Origin of the sequence: Streptomyces sp. NPDC059832, assembly GCF_042731715.1 — a bacterium.
Lineage (GTDB): Bacteria > Actinomycetota > Actinomycetes > Streptomycetales > Streptomycetaceae > Streptomyces.
On record NZ_JBHWIY010000002.1, the window covers coordinates 339,469 to 358,600 of the forward strand.

A 19,132-nucleotide genomic window follows, 5' to 3' on the forward strand; every position below is an offset into this window, starting at 1 on the left:
CCGGGCCGTGGGAGGGGCTGTGCGCGCGGCGCACAGCCCCTCCGTGCTTCCGGCTAGTACGTCAGCCCGTAACCGACCGGGTGCAGCACCCGGGCCGGATCGTCCGCGCGCTGCACCGGGACCGGCAGGGTGCCCCGCGGTTCGGCGCGGCCCGCGATCACCCGGGCGGCGGCCCGCAGTTCGACATCGGTCCAGGAGTACGTGGCCAGGTTCGCCGCGAACCCGGTCCCGGACAGCTGGGCGACGTCGTACGGATTGCGGATCGCCACCGTGATCACCGGGATGCCGGTCGCCGCCAGCGCGCTCACCAGGGTGCGCTGCGAACTGCTCGCCGAGACGTTGTAGGTCGCCACGACCACCGCGTCCTTGCCCCGGGCGGCGGCCACCGCCTCGTCGATCTTGGCCTTGGCGGGGGCGGTGCCGGTGGACAGCGCGGTCGCCGCGTACCCCAGTTCGCCGAAGGCGGTGGCCAGCGTGGTGGTCGGTGGTCCGGTGGTGCCGGACGGGGAGGCGGGATCGGCGCCGACCACGAGCAGGTTCCGGTGGGAGCGGCGGGAGAGCGGCAGCACCGCACCGTCGTTGGCGAGCAGGGTGGTGGTGCGCTCGGCGATCCGGTCGGCGGCGGCGAGGTGCGACCGGGTGCCGACGGTGCGGTCCACCCCCGAGTGGCTGACGAACGGGTCGTCGAACAGCCCGAGCTTCGCCTTCAGCCGCAGGATGCGCAGGATCGATTCATCGATCCGGGCCTCGCTGATCTCACCGTTCTTCACGGCCTCCAGGACGGCGTTCCAGGAGACGTCCAGGCGCGGCGGGTTGAGCAGCTGGTCGACACCGGCCTTGAGAGCGAGGACCGGCACGCGCTCGTCGCCGTACTTCGTCCGCACCCCCTCCATGCCGAGCGAGTCGGTCACCACGACACCGTCGTAGCCGAGCTCCTCGCGCAGGATGCCGGTGAGGATCGGGTGGGACAGCGTCGCCGGGTCCTCCGCCGGGTCCAGCGCCGGGACCACGATGTGCGCGGTCATGATCGAGTCGATGCCCGCGGCGATGGCCGCCCGGAACGGCGGCTCGTCCAGCTCGGCCCACTGCTCCCGGGTGTGGTTGATGACGGGCAGCCCGGTGTGGCTGTCGGTGCTGGTGTCGCCGTGGCCCGGGAAGTGCTTGGCGGTCGAGGCGATCCCGCTGCTCTGATACCCCTTCACCTGCGCGGCGACCATGGCGGCCACGGACTGCGGGTCGGAGCCGAAGGAGCGTACGCCGATCACCGGGTTGGCCGGGTTGACGTTGACGTCGGCGTCCGGGGCGTAGTTCTGGTTGATGCCGATCGCGGCCAGTTCGGCGCCGGCGATCTGCCCGGCCCGGCGGGCGTCGGAGCGCGAACCGCCCGCGCCCAGCGCCATCGCGCCGGGCATCAGGGTGGCGGGCTCGCCGACCCGGCAGACGATGCCGTGCTCCTGGTCGGTGGAGACGAGGAGCGGCAGCGGGGTGGGACCGGCGAGACCGGCGCGCTGGATGCCGTTGGAGAGGTCGGCGATCTGGTGCGGGTCGCGGGTGTTGTGCGCCCAGGCGAAGTAGATGATCCCGCCGACGTGGTACCTGTCGATCATCTCGGCGGCCGTGCGGACCCCGATCTCGGCCATGTTGGCGTCGATGTCGGCCTGGTCGGGGTCGGTGGCGGAGTGCCCGTACACCCGCATCACGAAGAGCTGCCCGACCTTCTCCTCCAGGGTCATCCCGGAGATGATCCGCTTGAGGCGCTTGGTGGTGGCGGCCGCATTGTGCTGCCCGCCGCTGTGTCCGCTGCTCGCGGACCTCTGGGCGGCGACGGCGCCGGGGGCGAGGCCCACGCCCGTGACGGCGGCGACTGCCGTCGCGGCGGTGGCGGTGAGGAGGGTGCGTCTGGAGGTGCGGTGGTGCACGTGAGCTCCTTCGGCCGTACTCGGGGACGAGGGGTGGTGAAAGAAACTGCCAAGGAGCACGGATATCCAGAAAATAACTTCCGGTCAAGGGTCCGGACCGTTTTGAGCCCCTGCGGCGTGGCAGGGACCCCTGCCACAGTCCCGCCCCGGCCCCCCTCGACCTCGCCCCGGCCCTCCCTCGGCCGCCCCTCAGTCCTGCCTCAGCCCCACCGCGGCCCCGTGCGTCCGCAGTGCGGAGACCGCCGCCGTGATCGCGGGCCGCCGGGCCGCCTCCGTACGCCACAGCGCGTACAGCCGCCGTACCGGTACGGGATCGAGCGGCACCGCCACCACCCCCGGCGGCAGTTGCCCCCGCCCCAGGCGCGGGATCATCGCGACCCCGAGGCCGGCGGCCAGCAGGGCCAGCTGGGTGTGGTTCTCCTCCGCCTGGTGCCGGATGTCCGGCTCGCAACCGGCCGCCCGCAACGTCCGTACGAGCCAGTCGTGGCAGACCGTCCCCGGCGGCTGGCAGATCCACCGCTCCTTCGCCAGCTCCTCGCGCCGCACCGCGTCCCGCCCGGCGAGGCGGTGCCCCTCGGGCACCAGCAGATCGCAGTGGTCGTCACCGATCACCGCCTGCGCCACGCCCTCGGGGGCGGGCAGCGGGGCGATGTCCCAGTCGTGCGCGACCGCCAGATCGATCACGCCCTTGGCCACCAGGTCGACCGAGAGATGCGGATCGACCTCGGTCATCCGGACGTCCACGGCCGCGTGGTCCCGGTCCAGCTCCGCCAGCACTCCGGGCAGCAGCCCGCGCGCCGCGGACGCGAACGCGCCGATCGACAGCCGCCCGGTCGGCAGCCCCCTGCGCTCCTCCAGCGTCGTCTCGGCGCGCTCCATGATCGCCAGCAACTGCTGGGCCGTCGCGGCCAGATGGAGCGCCTCCTCGGTCAGCGCGACACCGCGCCCGCGCCGTTCGAGCAGCGTCGTACGGGTCTCCCGCTCCAGCTTGGTGATCTGCTGCGAGACCGCCGACGGGGTGTAGCCGAGCGCGGCGGCGGCGCCCGCGACGGAGCCGTGGACGGAGACGGCGTGCAGGGCGCGCAGCCGGGCCAGATCGAGCATCGGACCTCCCGTGCCATTCGTTGGCGATTCGTGGCGACTCATTAGCGACGCTCAATTCCACCATGAAGATATCCGCGCTGGTGCTACATGGTTGGCGCGGGTGATCCTCGGTGCATGCGTCCCCTCCACATCGCCCTGGCCGCCCTGGTGACAGCCGTCTGGGGTGTCAATTTCGTCGTCATCGAGGTCGGCCTCGGGCACTTTCCGCCGCTGCTCTTCTCCGCCCTGCGCTTCCTGGTCGCCGCGCTGCCCGCGGTCTTCTTCGTTGGCCGGCCCAAGGTCGCGTGGAAGTGGATCGTGGGCGTCGGGCTGGCCCTCGGGGTGGCGAAGTTCGGTCTGCTCTTCATCGGCATGGACCGCGGAATGCCCGCCGGTCTCTCGTCCCTCGTGCTCCAGGTCCAGGCGGTCTTCACGGCCCTCTTCGCCGCCGTCGCACTCGGTGAACGGCCGGGAAGGATACGGGTGTCGGGGATGGTGGTGGCCCTCGCGGGCATCGGCGTCGCGGCGGTCGACGAGGGGGCGGGCGGCCCCGTGCTCGCCTTCGTCCTGGTGATCGCGGCGGCGGCCTGCTGGGGCGTGTCCAACGTGCTGACCCGCAAGGCGGCCCCGCCCGACTCGCTCAACTTCATGGTGTGGGTCTCGACCGTGCCCGTGATCCCGCTGCTCGGCCTCTCCCTCCTCTTCGAGGGCTGGGACCGCGACGTGGACGCGCTGGCCGCGCTGGACTGGAGCGGCGCCGGGATCATCGTCTACGTCGCCTGGATCACCACCGTCTTCGGCTTCGGCGCCTGGGGCTTCCTGCTGCGCCACCACCCGGCCTCCTCGGTGGCCCCGTTCACCCTGCTCGTGCCGGTCTTCGGGATGTCGTCGGCCGCGCTGCTGCTGGGCGAGTCGGTGAGCCCGCTGCGGTGGTGCGCGGCGGCGCTGCTGGTCGGCGGGGTGGCCGTCACCTCGCTGGCGGGGGCGCGGCGGCCGCGCACCCCGGCACCGGACTCCCCGGAGCCGAGGCCGAGGCCGAAGCCGGAGCCGGGCGTGGCGCCGGACGTGGCGCGGGCCGCCTGAAGGCGCCGTACCGCCTACTGCTCGGGCGAGCCCAGCCGCAGCAGATGCTCCCGCCCGGCGGCCAGCAGCCCCGGCAGCTCCGCCGCCCCCGGGTGCCAGCGCTTCTCGTACTCCCAGCAGACCCAGCTGTCCGGGTCCAGCGTGTCCAGGCAGGCCCCCAGCGGCAGCACCCCGGCCCCCAGCGCCAACGGCTCGGTGTCCTCGGCCGACGCGATGTCCTTCACCTGTACGTATCCCAGGTGCGGGGCCAGCACCGCATGGCTGGCGGCCGGTTCCTCGCCCGCCAGCCAGGTGTGCATGATGTCCCACAGTGCGCCGACCTGGCCGTGCCCGACCGTCCCGGCGACCCGGGCCACATCGACGCCGGCCCGGTGCGAGTCATGGGTCTCCAGCAGGATGCGTACGCCCTTGTCGGCGGCGTGCGGAGCGGCGGCGGCCAGTCGCCGGGCGGCGGTCGCGTCGGCCACGGCGGGGTCCTGGCCACCGCCGCCCGGGAAGACCCGGACGTTCTGCGCGCCCAGGTCGTGCGCCAGATCCACCAGCCCGGCGAGCTCCTCCAGCACCGGCGCGTCGTCGCCCTCGGCGGCGGCCCGGACATACCCGGCGACGGTCAGGATCTCGACGCCACCCTTCCTGAACTCCTCGACGACGGCGGCCCGTTCGGGCGCGGAGATGCCCGGGTGCACCGGCTCCTCGGGGTGGGCGCGCAGCTCCACCCCCTGGTAGCCGTGTCCGGCGGCGAGCCGGACGACGTCGGCGACCGGCATCCCCGGCACTCCGAGGGTCGAGAAAGCGAGCTTCACGTGCGTGTCCTTCCGTCGGTACGTGCCACTGCACCGTACGGACCGGGCAGCGGCCGGCACATCATGGGCCCGGGTCGCGGGTCGCGGGTCGCGGGGCGTAGGGCGTAGGGCGTGGGTCACGGGTCGCGGGTCGCGCGGCTCACGACCGCGGCGGCGCCGTCGACCCCCGCACCATCAGTTCCGCCGCGATCGTCGCGATGCCCCCGGGCGGCGGCGTCTCCTTGCCCATCGCGAGGCGGCCCGCCCGTGCGCCCGCCTCGAAGAGCGGCAGCCGCACGGTCGTCAGCGCCGGGACCGCGTCCACCGAGAACGGCAGGTCGTCGAAGCCCGCCACCGAGATGTCCTCGGGGATACGCAGACCGCGGTCCCGGATCGCCGCGCTCGCGCCCAGGGCCACCGTGTCGTTGGCGGCGACGACCGCCGTCACCTCCGGTTCGCGGCGCAGGAGTTCGAGGGTGGCGTCGTAGCCGGAGCGGCGGTCGTAGGGTCCGTGGACGGTGAGGCGCTCCTCGTCGCCGACGAGCCCCGCCGCCCGCATCGCGTCGCGGTGGCCCTCCAGCCGGTGGCGGGTGGTCGTCCGCTCCAGCGGGCCCGCGACATAGCCGATCCGCCGGTGGCCGAGCGAGAGCAGGTGTTCGGTGAGGCGGCGTCCGCCGCCCCGGTTGTCGAAGGCGAGCGCGGCCACGACCGCCTCGCCGTCCGGCAGCGGGGGCCGCCCGCACAGCACCACCCGGGTGCCCGCGTCCGCGAGCTTGGCCAGCTTGGCGGAGACCGCGGCCTGGTGCGCCGGGTCCTCCACGGCGCCCCCGGTCAGCACGACGGCCGCGGCGCGCTGGCGCTGGAGCAGGGTGAGATAGGTGAGTTCGCGCTCGGGGGAGCCGCCGGTGTTGCAGACGACGGCGAGCTTCTCGCCACCCGCCCGGCCCGAGCCGTCCCCGGGCCCGCCGATCTCGGTCTGCGCCGCACCCGCCATGATCCCGAAGAACGGGTCCGCGATGTCGTTGACCAGGATGCCGACCAGGTCCGACGTGGCCGCCGCGAGCGAACTCGCCGGCCCGTTGAGCACATAGTCCAGGTCGTCCACCGCGCGCAGGACCCGCTCGCGGGTGGACGCGGCCACCGGGTAGTTGCCGTTCAGCACGCGGGAGACGGTGGCCGGCGACACCCGGGCGCGAGCCGCCACATCCGCCAGGGTGACTGTCATCGCTTTCCTCCGAGGGTTTTGGGCCGGGCCCTCTTGTCCGGGCCGCTGTCGGCAGGCTAGCGTCATCCCGAATAGAAAGCGCTTGCTACGGTTGTTGGAGGAAGTTTCGTGACACGCAGGACAGTGCGCATCGCCATGAACGGCGTCACGGGTCGCATGGGATACCGGCAGCACCTGGTGCGCTCGATCCTCGCGATCCGCGAGCAGGGCGGCCTCGACCTCGGCGACGGGGACGTGCTGTGGCCCGAGCCCGTGCTGGTCGGCCGCCGCGCCCACGCGCTGGAGGAGCTCGCCGCGCGGCACGGCCTGACCGAGTGGTCGACCGACCTCGACGCGGTCCTCGCCGACGACACGATCGACATCTACTTCGACGCCCAGGTCACCTCGGCCCGCGTGGACGCGATCAAGAAGGCCATCGCCGCGGGCAAGCACATCTACACCGAGAAGCCCACCGCCACGGACGTCGAGGGCGCCCTGGAGCTGGCCCGGCTGGCCGGTGAGGCCGGAATCAAGCACGGCGTGGTCCAGGACAAGATCTTCCTGCCGGGCCTGCTGAAGCTGAAGCGCCTCATCGACGGCGGCTTCTTCGGCGAGATCCTCTCCGTGCGCGGCGAGTTCGGCTACTGGGTCTTCGAGGGCGACTGGCAGGAGGCCCAGCGCCCGTCGTGGAACTACCGCGCGCAGGACGGCGGCGGCATCGTCGTCGACATGTTCCCGCACTGGGAGTACGTGCTCCACGAGCTGTTCGGCCGGGTCTCCACCGTCCAGGCGCACGTCCAGACGCACATCCCGCAGCGCTGGGACGAGCAGGGCAAGCCCTACGCCGCCACCGCCGACGACGCCGCGTACGGCATCTTCCAGCTGGAGAGCGGCGCGGTCGCGCAGATCAACTCCTCCTGGACGGTCCGCGTCAACCGCGACGAGCTCGTCGAGTTCCAGGTCGACGGAACCCACGGCTCCGCCGTCGCGGGCCTGCGCAACTGCCGTGTCCAGCACCGCTCGGCCACCCCCAAGCCGGTCTGGAACCCCGACCTCCCGGTCACCGAGCCGTTCCGCGACCAGTGGCAGGAAGTCCCCGACAACGCGGTCTTCGACAACGGCTTCAAGGCCCAGTGGGAGCTCTTCCTGCGCCACATCGTCCTCGACGAGCCGTACACCTGGGACCTGATGGCCGGCGCCCGCGGCGTGCAGCTCGCCGAGCTGGGCCTGAAGTCCCACGCCGAGGGCCGCCGCCTCGACGTACCGGAGCTGTCGCTGTGACGAACCGCCCCACGCACGGCACATCGGAGCTGATCTGAGTGACCATCCACCTCCCGCAGGGCCCTTACGAACCCCGCGCCACCCCGCTCGACCTGGCTCCCGGCACCGGCCCGCTCGCCTCGCGCACGGTCTTCTCCGCCGCCCATGTCGTCGCCGACCCGTACGCCGACATCAGCCCCGACTCCCCGGCCGCCGTCGACTGGGACGCCACCCTCGCCTTCCGCCGCCACCTCTGGTCGCACGGCCTGGGCGTCGCAGAGGCGATGGACACCGCCCAGCGCGGCATGGGCCTGGACTGGGCCGGCGCGGCCGAACTGATCCGCCGCTCCGCCGCCGAGGCCAGGGCGGTCGGCGGCCGCATCGCCTGCGGCGTCGGCACCGACCAGCTCACCGGCCCCGCCTCCCTCGCCGAGGTGCGGTCCGCGTACGAGGAGCAGCTCGCGCTCGTCGAGGAGAGCGGCGCCCAGGCCATCCTGATGGCCTCCCGCGCGCTCGCCGCGGCGGCGAAGGGGCCCGAGGACTACCTGGAGACGTACGCCCACCTGCTGCGCCAGGCGTCGGAGCCGGTCGTCCTGCACTGGCTGGGCCCGATGTTCGACCCCGCGCTGGACGGCTACTGGGGCTCCTCGGACCTGGACACCGCGACCGACACGTTCCTGAAGGTCATCGCGGAGCACCCGGACAAGGTCGACGGCATCAAGATCTCGCTCCTGGACGCCGAGCGCGAGATCGACGTCCGCCGCCGTCTCCCGAGCGGGGTCCGCTGCTACACCGGCGACGACTTCAACTACCCCGAGCTGATCGCGGGCGACGACCGGGGCTTCAGCCACGCCCTGCTCGGCATCTTCGACCCGCTGGGCCCGCTGGCGGCGCACGCGGTACGGGTCCTCGACACGGGTGACACCCAGGGTTTCCGCGACCTCCTCGACCCCACGGTCGAGCTGTCCCGCCACCTCTTCCAGGCGCCCACCCGCTTCTACAAGACGGGCGTGGTGTTCCTCGCCTGGCTGGCCGGCCACCAGGACCACTTCACGATGGTCGGCGGCCTGCAGTCCGCCCGCTCGCTGCCGCATCTGGCGAAGGCGTACGAACTCGCGGACCGGCTCGGCCTGTTCCCCGACCCGGAGCTGGCCGAATCCCGGATGCGCGCCCTGCTCACGGTCAACGGAGGCACCCGATGAGCGACGGCCGTCTCTCCATCAACCAGGAGACCATCAAGCAGTGGTCGCTGCCCGAACTGGCCGAGGGCTGCGTCAAGGCGGGCATCGACAAGGTCGGCCTGTGGCGGGCCCCCGTCCAGTCGTACGGCATCGAGCGCACCGCTCAACTCCTCGCCGACTCCGGCCTGTCCGTCACCAGCCTGTGCCGCGGCGGCTTCTTCACCGCCCTGGACCCGGCGGAACGGGCCCGCGCCCTGGACGACAACCGCGCCGCGCTCGACGAGGCGGCGGCCCTGTCCACCGACACCCTGGTCCTGGTCTCCGGCGGCCTCCCCGAGGGCAGCAAGGACCTGCGCGGCGCCCGTGAACGCATCGTGGACGCCCTGGGCCAACTGGCTCCGTACGCGGCCGAACGCGGCGTACGGCTCGCCATCGAACCGCTGCACCCGATGTTCGCCTCGGACCGCTGCGTCGTCTCCACGCTCTCCCAGGCCCTGGACATCGCGGAGCACTTCCCCGCCGAACAGGTCGGGGTGGTCGTCGACACGTACCACATCTGGTGGGACGACCAGGCGCCCGCGCAGATCGCCCGCGCGGGCGCGGGCGGCCGCATCCACTCCTTCCAGCTGGCCGACTGGATCACCCCGCTCCCGGCCGGCGTCCTGGTGGGCCGCGGTCAACTCGGCGACGGAGCGGTGGACTTCCGCGCGTTCCGCACCCTGGTCGAGGCCACCGGCTTCGACGGCCCGATCGAGGTGGAGATCTTCAACGAGGACCTCTGGGCCCGGGACGGCGCCGAAGTCCTCGCCGAGGTCGCGTCCCGGTACGCCGAACACGCCTGCTGAAAAGGCGCTTTGCCACCAAGGCAAAGAGATCGTCAAGACGTGCAACCGTTCGGCGTCCTGTCGAGTCGTATCTGGCGTCGGGTGCTTCCGGGGAGGGATCTGGGGGGATCGGGAAGCCCTGACGGTGGGGGAAAGCGAGGGGGGTCCGGTCTTCCGACCGGGCCCCGTTTCGTTTTCCGGGAACCGTGCAGGTTCCCGGCAAGCGCGGGTCGGGGTGGGGTGCGTCCGTCCCCGATGCGCTCCTGCACGGCATCACCCTCACCGGCGGAAACCACAACTGCTTCAACACGCGGGCGGTGCGTCTCGCGGGACGGCATGAACCAGCAGCGCCGGGGGCTCGACGAGGCCACCCAGCGCCGGATCGCCACGGTGCCGGACGTGGTGAAGGTGGAGTCCGTGAAGCCGCGCCGAGGGGCACTCGCGGCAGTCCCCGGCCTCGGAGGCCGGGGACGTGTTGTCAGAGGGAACCGATACCGTCGAGGCATGTCCAACATGGCCGTCCTCGAAGGTGTGCTGGAGCGCATCACGTACGCCAACGAGGAGAACGGATACACGGTCGCGCGCGTCGACACCGGTCGCGGTGCCAACGATCTGCTCACCGTGGTCGGTTCGCTGCTCGGTGCGCAGCCCGGTGAGTCGCTGCGGATGGAAGGGCGCTGGGGCTCGCACTCGCAGTACGGCAAGCAGTTCACCGTCGAGAACTACACGACGATCCTGCCCGCCACCATCCAGGGCATCCGCCGCTATCTCGGCTCCGGCCTGATCAAGGGCATCGGCCCGGTGATGGCCGACCGGATCACCACCCATTTCGGCGTCGACACCCTCGACATCATCGAGAACGAGCCGAAGCGGCTCGTCGAGGTCCCCGGCCTCGGCCCCAAGCGCACGAAGATGATCGCCGCTGCGTGGGAGGAGCAGAAGGCGATCAAGGAGGTGATGGTCTTCCTCCAGGGCGTCGGCGTCTCCACCTCCATCGCCGTCCGTATCTACAAGAAGTACGAGGACGCGTCGATCTCCGTCGTGAAGAACCAGCCCTACCGGCTCGCCGCCGACGTCTGGGGCATCGGCTTCCTCACCGCAGACAAGATCGCCCAGGCCGTCGGCATCCCGCACGACAGCCCGGAGAGGGTCAAGGCCGGGCTCCAGTACGCGCTCTCGCAGTCCACCGACCAGGGGCACTGCTTCCTCCCCGAGGAGCGGCTGATCGCGGACGGGGTGAAGCTGCTCCAGGTCGACACGGGGCTGGTCATCGAGTGCCTCGCCGAACTGGCCGAGGACCCGGAGGGCGTCGTACGGGAGAAGGTGCCGTCGCCCGAGGGCGGCGAGCTCGTCACCGCCATCTATCTGGTGCCCTTCCACCGCGCCGAGATCGCCCTCGCCGCCCAGGTCCAGCGGCTGCTTCGGACGCCCGAGGAGCGGATGCCGGCCTTCGCGGACGTGGACTGGGACAAGGCGCTGGCCTGGCTCGGCACGCGTACGGGGGCGAATCTGGCCCCCGAGCAGGAGGCGGCGGTCCGGCTGGCGCTCAGCCGGAAGGTCGCGGTGCTGACCGGTGGGCCCGGCTGCGGGAAGTCGTTCACCGTCCGGTCGATCGTGGAGCTGGCGCGGGCCAAGAAGGCCAAGGTGGTGCTGGCCGCGCCCACCGGGCGGGCGGCCAAGCGGCTCTCCGAGCTGACCGGGGCCGAGGCGTCCACCGTGCACCGGCTGCTCGAACTGAAGCCGGGCGGCGACGCCGCGTACGACCGGGACCGTCCGCTGGACGCCGATCTGGTCGTCGTCGACGAGGCGTCGATGCTGGATCTGCTGCTCGCCAACAAGCTGCTGAAGGCGGTGGCGCCCGGCGCCCACCTCCTGCTCGTCGGGGATGTCGACCAGTTGCCGTCGGTCGGCGCGGGGGAGGTGCTGCGCGATCTGCTCGCCGACGGCAGCCCCGTCCCCGCGGTCCGGCTCACCACGATCTTCCGCCAGGCCCAGCAGTCCGGCGTCGTCACCAACGCCCACCGGATCAACTCCGGGATACCGCCCCTCACCCAGGGCCTCAAGGACTTCTTCCTCTTCGTGGAGGAGGAGACGGAGGACGCCGGCGTGCTCGCGGTGGACGTCGCGGCGCGCCGCATTCCCGCCAAGTTCGGCCTCGACCCGCGGCGCGACGTACAGGTCCTCGCCCCGATGCACCGGGGCCCGGCCGGCGCGGGCACGCTCAACGGACTCCTCCAGCAGGCCATCACCCCGGGCCGCCCGAACCTCCCCGAGAAGCGGTTCGGCGGCCGGGTCTTCCGGGTCGGCGACAAGGTCACCCAGATCCGCAACAACTACGACAAGGGCGAGAACGGCGTCTTCAACGGCACGGTCGGCGTCGTCACCGCCCTCGACCTGGACGAACAGAAGCTGACGGTCCTCACCGACGAGGACGAGGAGATCGGTTACGACTTCGACGAGCTGGACGAGCTGGCCCACGCGTACGCCATGACGATCCACCGCTCCCAGGGCAGCGAGTACCCGGCCGTCGTCATCCCCGTTACCAGGAGCGCCTGGATGATGCTCCAGCGGAACCTGCTGTACACCGCTGTGACCAGGGCCAAGAAGCTCGTCGTGCTGGTCGGCTCGCGGCAGGCGATCGGCCAGGCGGTCCGCACGGTTTCCGCAGGCAGACGCTGTACGGCGCTGGATTACCGGTTGTCAGGGGGCTCGGGCGGAGGATCGGCGGAAAAAATGATCGATCAAATCGGTGGGAAACATCACGCAGCCCTTCCGGAACCGGAACCGAGGGGGCAGGATGAGTAAGTTCGCGGCACTCAGTGCCGCGAGTAGGTCCAATGGACGACCCCGAGTGCACTCTCCTGAGCCAAATGGGGGAGGGTGGAGACAGTCAGGGAACCTCGAAGAAGAGGCACTACGTCGGTGAGGGATGACGTGAGCGACAACTCTGTAGTACTGCGGTACGGCGATGGCGAGTACACCTACCCGGTGATCGACAGCACCGTCGGCGACAAGGGCTTCGACATCGGGAAGCTCCGGGCCAATACCGGCCTGGTGACGCTGGACAGCGGATACGGCAACACCGCAGCGTATAAATCCGCCATCACCTACCTCGACGGTGAGCAGGGCATCCTGCGCTACCGCGGCTACCCGATCGAGCAGCTCGCCGAGCGCTCGACGTTCCTCGAGGTCGCGTACACGCTCATCAACGGTGAGCTTCCCAAGGTCGACGAGCTGTCGACCTTCAAGAACGAGATCACCCAGCACACGCTGCTGCACGAGGACGTCAAGCGGTTCTTCGACGGCTTCCCGCGCGACGCCCACCCGATGGCCATGCTGTCCTCGGTCGTCAGCGCGCTGTCCACGTTCTACCAGGACAGCCACAACCCGTTCGACGAGGAGCAGCGCCACCTCTCGACGATCCGGCTGCTCGCCAAGCTGCCGACGATCGCCGCGTACGCGTACAAGAAGTCGATCGGCCACCCCTTCGTCTACCCGCGCAACGACCTCGGGTACGTCGAGAACTTCCTGCGCATGACCTTCTCGGTCCCCGCCCAGGAGTACGACCTGGACCCGGTCGTCGTCTCCGCGCTCGACAAGCTGCTCATCCTGCACGCGGACCACGAGCAGAACTGTTCGACCTCCACCGTGCGTCTGGTCGGCTCCTCGCAGGCGAACATGTTCGCCTCGATCTCCGCCGGTATCTCGGCGCTGTGGGGCCCGCTGCACGGTGGCGCCAACCAGTCGGTGCTGGAGATGCTCGAAGGCATCCAGGCCAACGGCGGCGATGTCGACTCCTTCATCCGCAAGGTGAAGAACAAGGAGGACGGCGTCCGGCTGATGGGCTTCGGCCACCGCGTCTACAAGTCCTTCGACCCGCGCGCCAAGATCATCAAGGCCGCCGCCCACGACGTGCTGTCCGCGCTCGGCAAGTCCGACGAGCTGCTCGACATCGCGCTGAAGCTGGAGGAGCACGCGCTCTCCGACGAGTACTTCGTCTCGCGCAACCTCTACCCGAACGTGGACTTCTACACGGGTCTGATCTACCGGGCCATGGGCTTCCCGACCGAGATGTTCACCGTGCTCTTCGCGCTCGGCCGGCTCCCCGGCTGGATCGCCCAGTGGCACGAGATGATCAAGGAGCCGGGTTCCCGCATCGGCCGCCCGCGCCAGATCTACACCGGAGAGGTCCTGCGCGACTTCGTCCCGGTCGAGGCCCGCTGAGCCTCGGCACACCCCCGGCCGCCGAGGCCGGTCGACTTCGCCCCGCGTACCGCGCTTTCGCACAGAGCGCGGTGTCCGGGGCGATTTGCGTACCCGGCGGCGGCACGTCGAGCGTCCGACGACAGCGAGAAGCGCCCCGCCATCGATCCCCCCACGGGCCGACAGCGAGGCGCTTCCCATGTCCCGGAGCGGATTCCCCCCACGGGATCCGGCCGGGCGTCTGTGGGAGCCGGAGCTCCTGCGTTCCTCAGCTACTGCGAACTGCGCTGTTCACTTGTCCTTCTGGTGCGGTCCGCCGGGGTACGTACGCACGGGAGGGCCGCTCAAAGCTCCCCGGTGCACGTGCCCCGGCCAACGCTTGCCCCGGAGCGTCCCCCAAGACCCTCCGATGGATGTCCCCCAAGACATCCTTGGCATCGCACTCTTAGACTCACGAACCCGCCGGATGGTTACCCCGAAATCCATGTGATCTGGATCTCTTTGTGGAAATTACGTGAAGGCGCGCAACCGCAGGCTGTTCGTCACGACGAAGACTGAGGAGCATGCCATCGCCGCTCCCGCAATCATAGGGTTGAGCAGGCCAAATGCCGCAAGGGGCAGGGCGGCTACGTTATAACCGAATGCCCAGAACAGGTTGCCCCTGATGGTGGTCAGGGTGCGCCTGGACAGCCGGATCGCGTCGGCTGCCACCTTGAGATCTCCACGAACCAGGGTGAGGTCGCTCGCCTCGATCGCGGCGTCCGTGCCGGTTCCCATCGCCAGGCCGAGGTCGGCGGTGGCGAGGGCGGCGGCGTCGTTGACCCCGTCACCGACCATCGCGACCGAGCGGCCCTGGGCCCGCAGCCCCTCGATGACGTGCACCTTCTCCTCGGGCAGGACCTCGGCGTGGACCTCGTCGATCCCGACGGCACGGGCCACGGCGTCGGCCACGGCGCGGTTGTCGCCGGTCAGCAGAACGGGGCGGAGGCCGAGGGCGCGGAGCTCGGCGACGGCCTCCGCGCTGGTGTCCTTGATCTTGTCGGCCACGGCGAGGACGCCGCGCGCCCGCCCGTCCCAGGCGACCATGACCGCGGTACGGCCCTCGGCCGCCGCGTCCGCGACGGCGCCGGACAGGGCGTCGGGGGTGTCGATGCCCGCGTCGGCGAGCAGCTGCGGACGGCCGACCAGCACCCGGTGCCCCTCGACGACGCCCTGGACGCCGAGGCCGGGGATGCTGGCGAAGTCCTCGGGGGTGGGGAGGGGGGTGGTGGTGGTGCGTTCGGCGGCTCCGGTGGCGACGGCTTGGGCGATGGGGTGTTCGGAGGAGTGTTCCAGGGCGCCGGCGAGGCGGAGTACGTCGGTTTCGTCGGTGTCTTCGGTGGTGTGGACGTCGAGGAGGGTCATGCGGCCGGTGGTGACGGTGCCGGTCTTGTCGAGGACGATCGTGTCGACGCGGCGGGTGGTCTCCAGGACTTCGGGGCCCTTGATGAGGATGCCGAGCTGGGCGCCGCGTCCGGTGCCGACCATGAGGGCGGTGGGGGTGGCGAGGCCCAGGGCGCAGGGGCAGGCGATGATCAGTACGGCCACGGCGGCGGTGAACGCGGCGGTCACGTCGTCCGTGACGAGCAGCCACGCGACCAGGGTGACGAGCGCGATCACCAGCACCACGGGCACGAAGACCGCGGAGATCCGGTCGGCGAGGCGCTGCACCTCGGCCTTGCCGTTCTGGGCGGCCTCGACGAGCTTCGCCATCCGGGCCAGCTGGGTGTCGGCGCCGACCCGGGTGGCCTCGACGACCAGCCGGCCGGAGGTGTTCACGGTGGCCCCGGTGACACAGTCGCCGACGCCCACCTCCACGGGCACGGACTCACCGGTGAGCATCGAGGCGTCCACGGCCGAGACGCCCTCGACGACGGTGCCGTCGGTGGCGATCTTCTCGCCGGGGCGGACGACGAAGCGGTCGCCCGCGGCCAGCCGGGCGACGGGGACGCGTACCTCCGTACCGTTCCGGAGGACGGAGACGTCCTTCGCGCCCAGGTGCATCAGCGCGCGCAGGGCGGAACCGGCCTTCCGCTTGGACCTCGCCTCCAGGTAGCGGCCCAGCAGGAGGAAGGTGACGACCCCGGCCGCGACCTCCAGATAGATGGTGGACGAGTCACCGGCGCGCGAGACGGTGAGGTCGAAGCCGTGCCGCATCCCGGTCATGCCCGCGTCGCCGAAGAAGAGCGCCCACAGGGACCAGCCGAAGGCGGCCAGCGTGCCGATCGAGACCAGGGTGTCCATGGTGGCCGCGCCGTGCCGGAGATTGGTCCAGGTCGCGCGGTGGAAGGGCAGTCCGCCCCAGACGACGACGGGAGCGGCGAGGGTGAGCGAGAGCCACTGCCAGTTGTCGAACTGGAGGGCCGGGACCATCGCGAGCACGACGACGGGGGCGGCGAGGACGGCCGAGACGATCAGCCGCTGCCGCAGCAGGGCGAGAGCTCGGGCGGCGCTCCGCTCGTCGGGGTCGTCGTCCTCGGCTTCGGTGCCGGCCCGGGTGTCATCGCCGGTCGGCGGGGCGGGCGGGGGTGGCTTTGGGGGGTGCACCGGCTGCGCCGTGTAGCCGGTCCTCTCGACCGTGGCGATCAGATCCGCGAGGCCGGTCTCCGGGCCGAAGGCGACCTTGGCCTTCTCGGTCGCGTAATTGACGGTGGCGGTGACGCCGTCCATCCGGTTGAGCTTCTTCTCGACGCGGGCCGCGCAGGAGGCGCAGGTCATGCCGCCGATCGTGAATTCAGCGGTCGAAGCCTCCGCCGCCCGGGTCCCGGCTTCTGTTGCGCTGTGCATGTCCGAACTCCTGAAATGCCGACCGGGCCGTGCCCCACCAGTATCTGCTGGTCGGTCCGGCCCGGCGGCAAAGGGGGTGACGCGGATGCGTCCGGCGTATCGGGGAGTGCCCCGATGGTGTTCAGGCCCGGCCGACGAGCTCGTAGCCCGCCTCGTCGACCGCGGCGCGCACCGCGTCGTCGGTCAGCGGGGTCGCGGAGACGACGGTCACCTGGCCCGTGGAGGCCACGGCCTTCACCGAGGTGACACCCTCGATACCGGAGATCTCCTCGGAGACGGCGCCCTCGCAGTGTCCACAGGTCATGCCGGACACCTGGTAGACGGTGGTCACGTCGCCCGCCCGCGCGCCGGCGTCCGCACCGTCGTGGCAGGAGCCGCTGGGGGAGCAGCAGGAACCGGTGGCCTGGGGGAGCTGGGTCTCGGCGGTCATGGTGTTCTCCTCTTCGACGAGCACAAAGGGTTGCGGCGTCGGGGAGGCCCGGGAAGCCCCGTGCGCCCCAACACGCTCCACACTATACCCCTAGGGGGTATCAATGCGAGTGCCGCGCCCCTGGCTCGCTCCGGCGTTTTGCGCGCCGCGGGCCAGCGACCGCAGCCAGGTCAGCGCGACGAGCGTGGTCACGACGATGCCGCCGACCGAGAAGAGGGTGAACAGATGCTGCTGCTCGGAGGTGGGGGCCGGGATGTATCCCTGCGCGAAGAGCGCACGGCTCAGGCCCGTGTCGGTGATCTCGGCGACCAGCCAGATCGCGATGCCGTGCATCGAGTCCCAGAGCGAGTGCAGCACGGCGACGCCGAGATAGGTGCCGATCACGGGCGCGGCGAGGCGGAAACGCCCGTTCGGCTTCCGGAAAGAGAGGAGTACGCCACCGGTGATCGCGGTCCAGAGCCCGTGCCCGAACGGCGCGAGCACCCCGCGCAGCACCTCGGTCTCCAGCAGGGCGCGCAGGTCGATGCCCTTCATGGTGACCGCGGCGTTGAAGGCGTAGCCCGCGCTCTCGAAGGCGGCGAACCCGAACCCGACCGTCGCGCCGAGCGCCAGCCCGGCCCGCATGCCGTGGATGCCGGGGTGGCGGCGGAGTACGAACATCAGCGCCAGGAGCTTCACGGCCTCCTCGATCAGGCCGACGCCCAGGAACATCCAGAGGGACGGGTGCAGCAGGTAGGACTCCATGACGGAGGCGCCGAGCACGCCCAGGATCCCGCCCGTCAGGAAGCAGCCGAGGATGAGGCTCGCGCCGAGGTCGCGGCCGTGCCGTTCGTACGCCCACAGGACGAAGACCGCCGGGACCAGGAAGCTGCCGAGCAGGATGAGGGTCGGCAGCAGGTTGGTGTTCCGGGTGGTGTACGTGACGACCGCGGTCAGCAGCCAGAGGGCTGCCCCGCCCCACAGGCATCGCTTCCACAGTCCGGGGCGCGGCTGCGGTGGAGCCGGCGGGCCCTGGGGGTGCGTCACATCGGACGGTGGCCGTCGGGCGGAAGGGGTGGCGGGTGACGGACTGTCGGGGTCGCTGTACCAGTTCACGCGGACTCCCTCTATCTCTCGTACATATCTCCTAATTTGTCCGAATCTTATGGTGTATGGCGCTGTACGGCATTCGGGCGAGGGGGGCCCTGGGGGCCCTGTGTGGCGGCGGGCGCGAGGTGCTCGCCGCCGTACGGGTACGGGGCCGGAGGTGTCAGTTCCGAGGACCCTTCGGAGTGTCAGGGCGCCCCGGCCGTGGGGGCGCGCCGCAGGAGCGGAGGAACTCCCGGGTGCGGCGGGCGATGGGGAGGGGTTTGTCGGGCGGGCACGGGTACATGTCCTGCTCGACGATGGCGAACAGATCGGCGTCCAGCCCGCGGGCGGCGGCCAGCACGGGCTCCAGCGCGGGCACCCCGCCCGGCGGTTCGCACATCACCCCGCGCGCCACGGCCGGCCCGAACGGCACCTCGTCCGCCACGACTTGGGCCAGGACCTCCGGGTCGACCTGCTTGAGGTGCAGATAGCCGATCCGTTCGCCGTAGGTCTCGATCAGCTTGACGCTGTCGCCGCCGCAGTAGGCGTAGTGCCCGGTGTCCAGGCAGAGCGAGACGAGATCCGGATCGGTGGCGTCGAGGAAGCGGCCGACGTTCTCCTCGGTGTCGATATGGGTGTCGGCGTGCGGATGGACGACGATGCGCAGCCCGAAACGGTCGCGCACCTCCCGGCCCAGCCGCTCCGTCTGGGTGGTGAGGTCGCGCCACTGCTCCGCGGTGAGGCTGCGGTCCTCCAGGACCTCGCCCGTCCGGTCGTCGCGCCAGAACGAGGGGATGACCACCAGATGCCCGGCGCCCATCGCCCGGGTGAGTGCCGCGATGTCGGCGACATGCGCCCAGGTCCGGTCCCAGACGTCCGGTCCATGGTGCAATCCGGTGAAAACGGTCCCGGCCGAGACCGAGAGCCCGCGGCGGCGGGTCTCGTCGGCGAGGCGGGCCGGGTCGGTCGGCAGGTAGCCGTACGGGCCGAGCTCGATCCACTCGTAACCCGCCGCGGAGACCTCGTCGAGGAAGCGCCGCCAGGGCACTTGGAGCGGATCGTCGGGGAACCACACCCCCCACGAGTCGGGTGCCGAACCGATACGGATACGGGCCGGGGCCCCTGCGGAGGAGGTCATGCCGTCAAGACTTCCCGCCGGGGGAGCGGGTGTCAATCATTCGTCCGTATGTCCGGACAAAGCATTGACACGGTTCCGGGGGAGGGCTAGACCTGGGGCAGTCACCCCGGACGCCGGTCGAAGGGATGGTT

General features: G+C 71.1%; 14 protein-coding genes. 6 read left to right on the top strand and 8 right to left on the bottom strand.

Translation table 11 applies throughout. The features are described from left to right. Positions 1-53: 53 nt before the first annotated feature. Positions 54-1,919: a glycoside hydrolase family 3 protein gene (locus ACFV8T_RS03970; protein WP_385324221.1), complete on the bottom strand. Its 1,866-nt coding sequence runs from the start codon at positions 1,917-1,919 to the stop codon at positions 54-56. Between the two features lie 189 nt (positions 1,920-2,108). Next, positions 2,109-3,023 (bottom strand): LysR family transcriptional regulator, encoded by a 915-nt coding sequence (locus ACFV8T_RS03975; protein WP_385324224.1) that lies wholly within the window; start codon positions 3,021-3,023, stop codon positions 2,109-2,111. A 114-nt stretch (positions 3,024-3,137) separates the two neighbouring features. On the opposite strand from ACFV8T_RS03975, the gene ACFV8T_RS03980 reads away from it, so the two are divergent. Beyond that, complete coding sequence (locus ACFV8T_RS03980; RefSeq protein WP_385324227.1) at positions 3,138-4,085, top strand: EamA family transporter; 948 nt, start codon at positions 3,138-3,140, stop codon at positions 4,083-4,085. Between the two features lie 14 nt (positions 4,086-4,099). Here ACFV8T_RS03980 and ACFV8T_RS03985 read toward each other — a convergent pair whose 3' ends face one another. After that, positions 4,100-4,888, bottom strand: coding sequence for a sugar phosphate isomerase/epimerase family protein (locus ACFV8T_RS03985; protein ID WP_385324229.1), 789 nt, complete (start codon positions 4,886-4,888; stop codon positions 4,100-4,102). Positions 4,889-5,027: 139 nt separating this feature from the next. Further along, positions 5,028-6,092: a LacI family DNA-binding transcriptional regulator gene (locus ACFV8T_RS03990; protein ID WP_266418956.1), complete on the bottom strand. Its 1,065-nt coding sequence runs from the start codon at positions 6,090-6,092 to the stop codon at positions 5,028-5,030. Positions 6,093-6,200: 108 nt separating this feature from the next. Between ACFV8T_RS03990 and ACFV8T_RS03995 the strand changes: the two genes are divergently transcribed. The 5 genes from ACFV8T_RS03995 to ACFV8T_RS04015 all read left to right on the top strand — a co-directional run bounded on the left by ACFV8T_RS03995 (position 6,201) and on the right by ACFV8T_RS04015 (position 13,560). Next, the gene (locus ACFV8T_RS03995) at positions 6,201-7,352 is read left to right on the top strand and encodes a Gfo/Idh/MocA family protein (RefSeq protein ID WP_385324232.1); all 1,152 of its coding nucleotides are present in this window, start codon (positions 6,201-6,203) and stop codon (positions 7,350-7,352) included. 38 nt (positions 7,353-7,390) lie between these two features. Then, entirely contained in the window at positions 7,391-8,533 is a 1,143-nt protein-coding gene (locus ACFV8T_RS04000) for a dihydrodipicolinate synthase family protein (protein WP_385324235.1), read from the top strand. Next, positions 8,530-9,357, top strand: coding sequence for a sugar phosphate isomerase/epimerase family protein (locus ACFV8T_RS04005; RefSeq protein WP_385324236.1), 828 nt, complete (start codon positions 8,530-8,532; stop codon positions 9,355-9,357). The genes ACFV8T_RS04000 and ACFV8T_RS04005 overlap by 4 nt, the downstream gene beginning before the upstream one ends. Positions 9,358-9,840: 483 nt before the next feature. Then, positions 9,841-12,141: an ATP-dependent RecD-like DNA helicase gene (locus ACFV8T_RS04010; protein ID WP_385324239.1), complete on the top strand. Its 2,301-nt coding sequence runs from the start codon at positions 9,841-9,843 to the stop codon at positions 12,139-12,141. Positions 12,142-12,270: 129 nt separating this feature from the next. Then, entirely contained in the window at positions 12,271-13,560 is a 1,290-nt protein-coding gene (locus ACFV8T_RS04015) for a citrate synthase (RefSeq protein ID WP_072489174.1), read from the top strand. 489 nt (positions 13,561-14,049) lie between these two features. Here the strand turns inward: ACFV8T_RS04015 and ACFV8T_RS04020 are convergent, their stop codons facing one another. From ACFV8T_RS04020 to ACFV8T_RS04035, 4 genes are all read right to left on the bottom strand, one after another. Continuing rightward, a complete protein-coding gene (locus ACFV8T_RS04020; RefSeq protein WP_385324241.1) occupies positions 14,050-16,365 on the bottom strand; it encodes a heavy metal translocating P-type ATPase in 2,316 nt (771 codons plus the stop codon). Between the two features lie 121 nt (positions 16,366-16,486). Further along, a complete protein-coding gene (locus ACFV8T_RS04025) occupies positions 16,487-16,795 on the bottom strand; it encodes a heavy-metal-associated domain-containing protein (protein ID WP_385324244.1) in 309 nt (102 codons plus the stop codon). 90 nt (positions 16,796-16,885) lie between these two features. Further along, complete coding sequence (locus ACFV8T_RS04030; protein ID WP_385324756.1) at positions 16,886-17,821, bottom strand: PrsW family intramembrane metalloprotease; 936 nt, start codon at positions 17,819-17,821, stop codon at positions 16,886-16,888. Between the two features lie 223 nt (positions 17,822-18,044). Next, positions 18,045-19,001 carry a sugar phosphate isomerase/epimerase family protein gene (locus ACFV8T_RS04035; RefSeq protein ID WP_385324245.1) on the bottom strand — a complete coding sequence of 319 codons (957 nt, stop codon included), beginning with the start codon at positions 18,999-19,001 and terminating at the stop codon, positions 18,045-18,047. Positions 19,002-19,132: the final 131 nt, after the last annotated feature.

Coding starts and splice junctions, on each gene's coding strand:
- ACFV8T_RS03975 (WP_385324224.1), bottom strand. CDS start 3,023: ATGCTCGATCTGGCCCGGCTGCGCGCCCTGCACGCCGTCTCCGTCCAC.
- ACFV8T_RS03980 (WP_385324227.1), top strand. CDS start 3,138: ATGCGTCCCCTCCACATCGCCCTGGCCGCCCTGGTGACAGCCGTCTGG.
- ACFV8T_RS03990 (WP_266418956.1), bottom strand. CDS start 6,092: ATGACAGTCACCCTGGCGGATGTGGCGGCTCGCGCCCGGGTGTCGCCG.
- ACFV8T_RS04005 (WP_385324236.1), top strand. CDS start 8,530: ATGAGCGACGGCCGTCTCTCCATCAACCAGGAGACCATCAAGCAGTGG.
- ACFV8T_RS04010 (WP_385324239.1), top strand. CDS start 9,841: ATGTCCAACATGGCCGTCCTCGAAGGTGTGCTGGAGCGCATCACGTAC.
- ACFV8T_RS04020 (WP_385324241.1), bottom strand. CDS start 16,365: ATGCACAGCGCAACAGAAGCCGGGACCCGGGCGGCGGAGGCTTCGACC.
- ACFV8T_RS04025 (WP_385324244.1), bottom strand. CDS start 16,795: ATGACCGCCGAGACCCAGCTCCCCCAGGCCACCGGTTCCTGCTGCTCC.
- ACFV8T_RS04035 (WP_385324245.1), bottom strand. CDS start 19,001: ATGACCTCCTCCGCAGGGGCCCCGGCCCGTATCCGTATCGGTTCGGCA.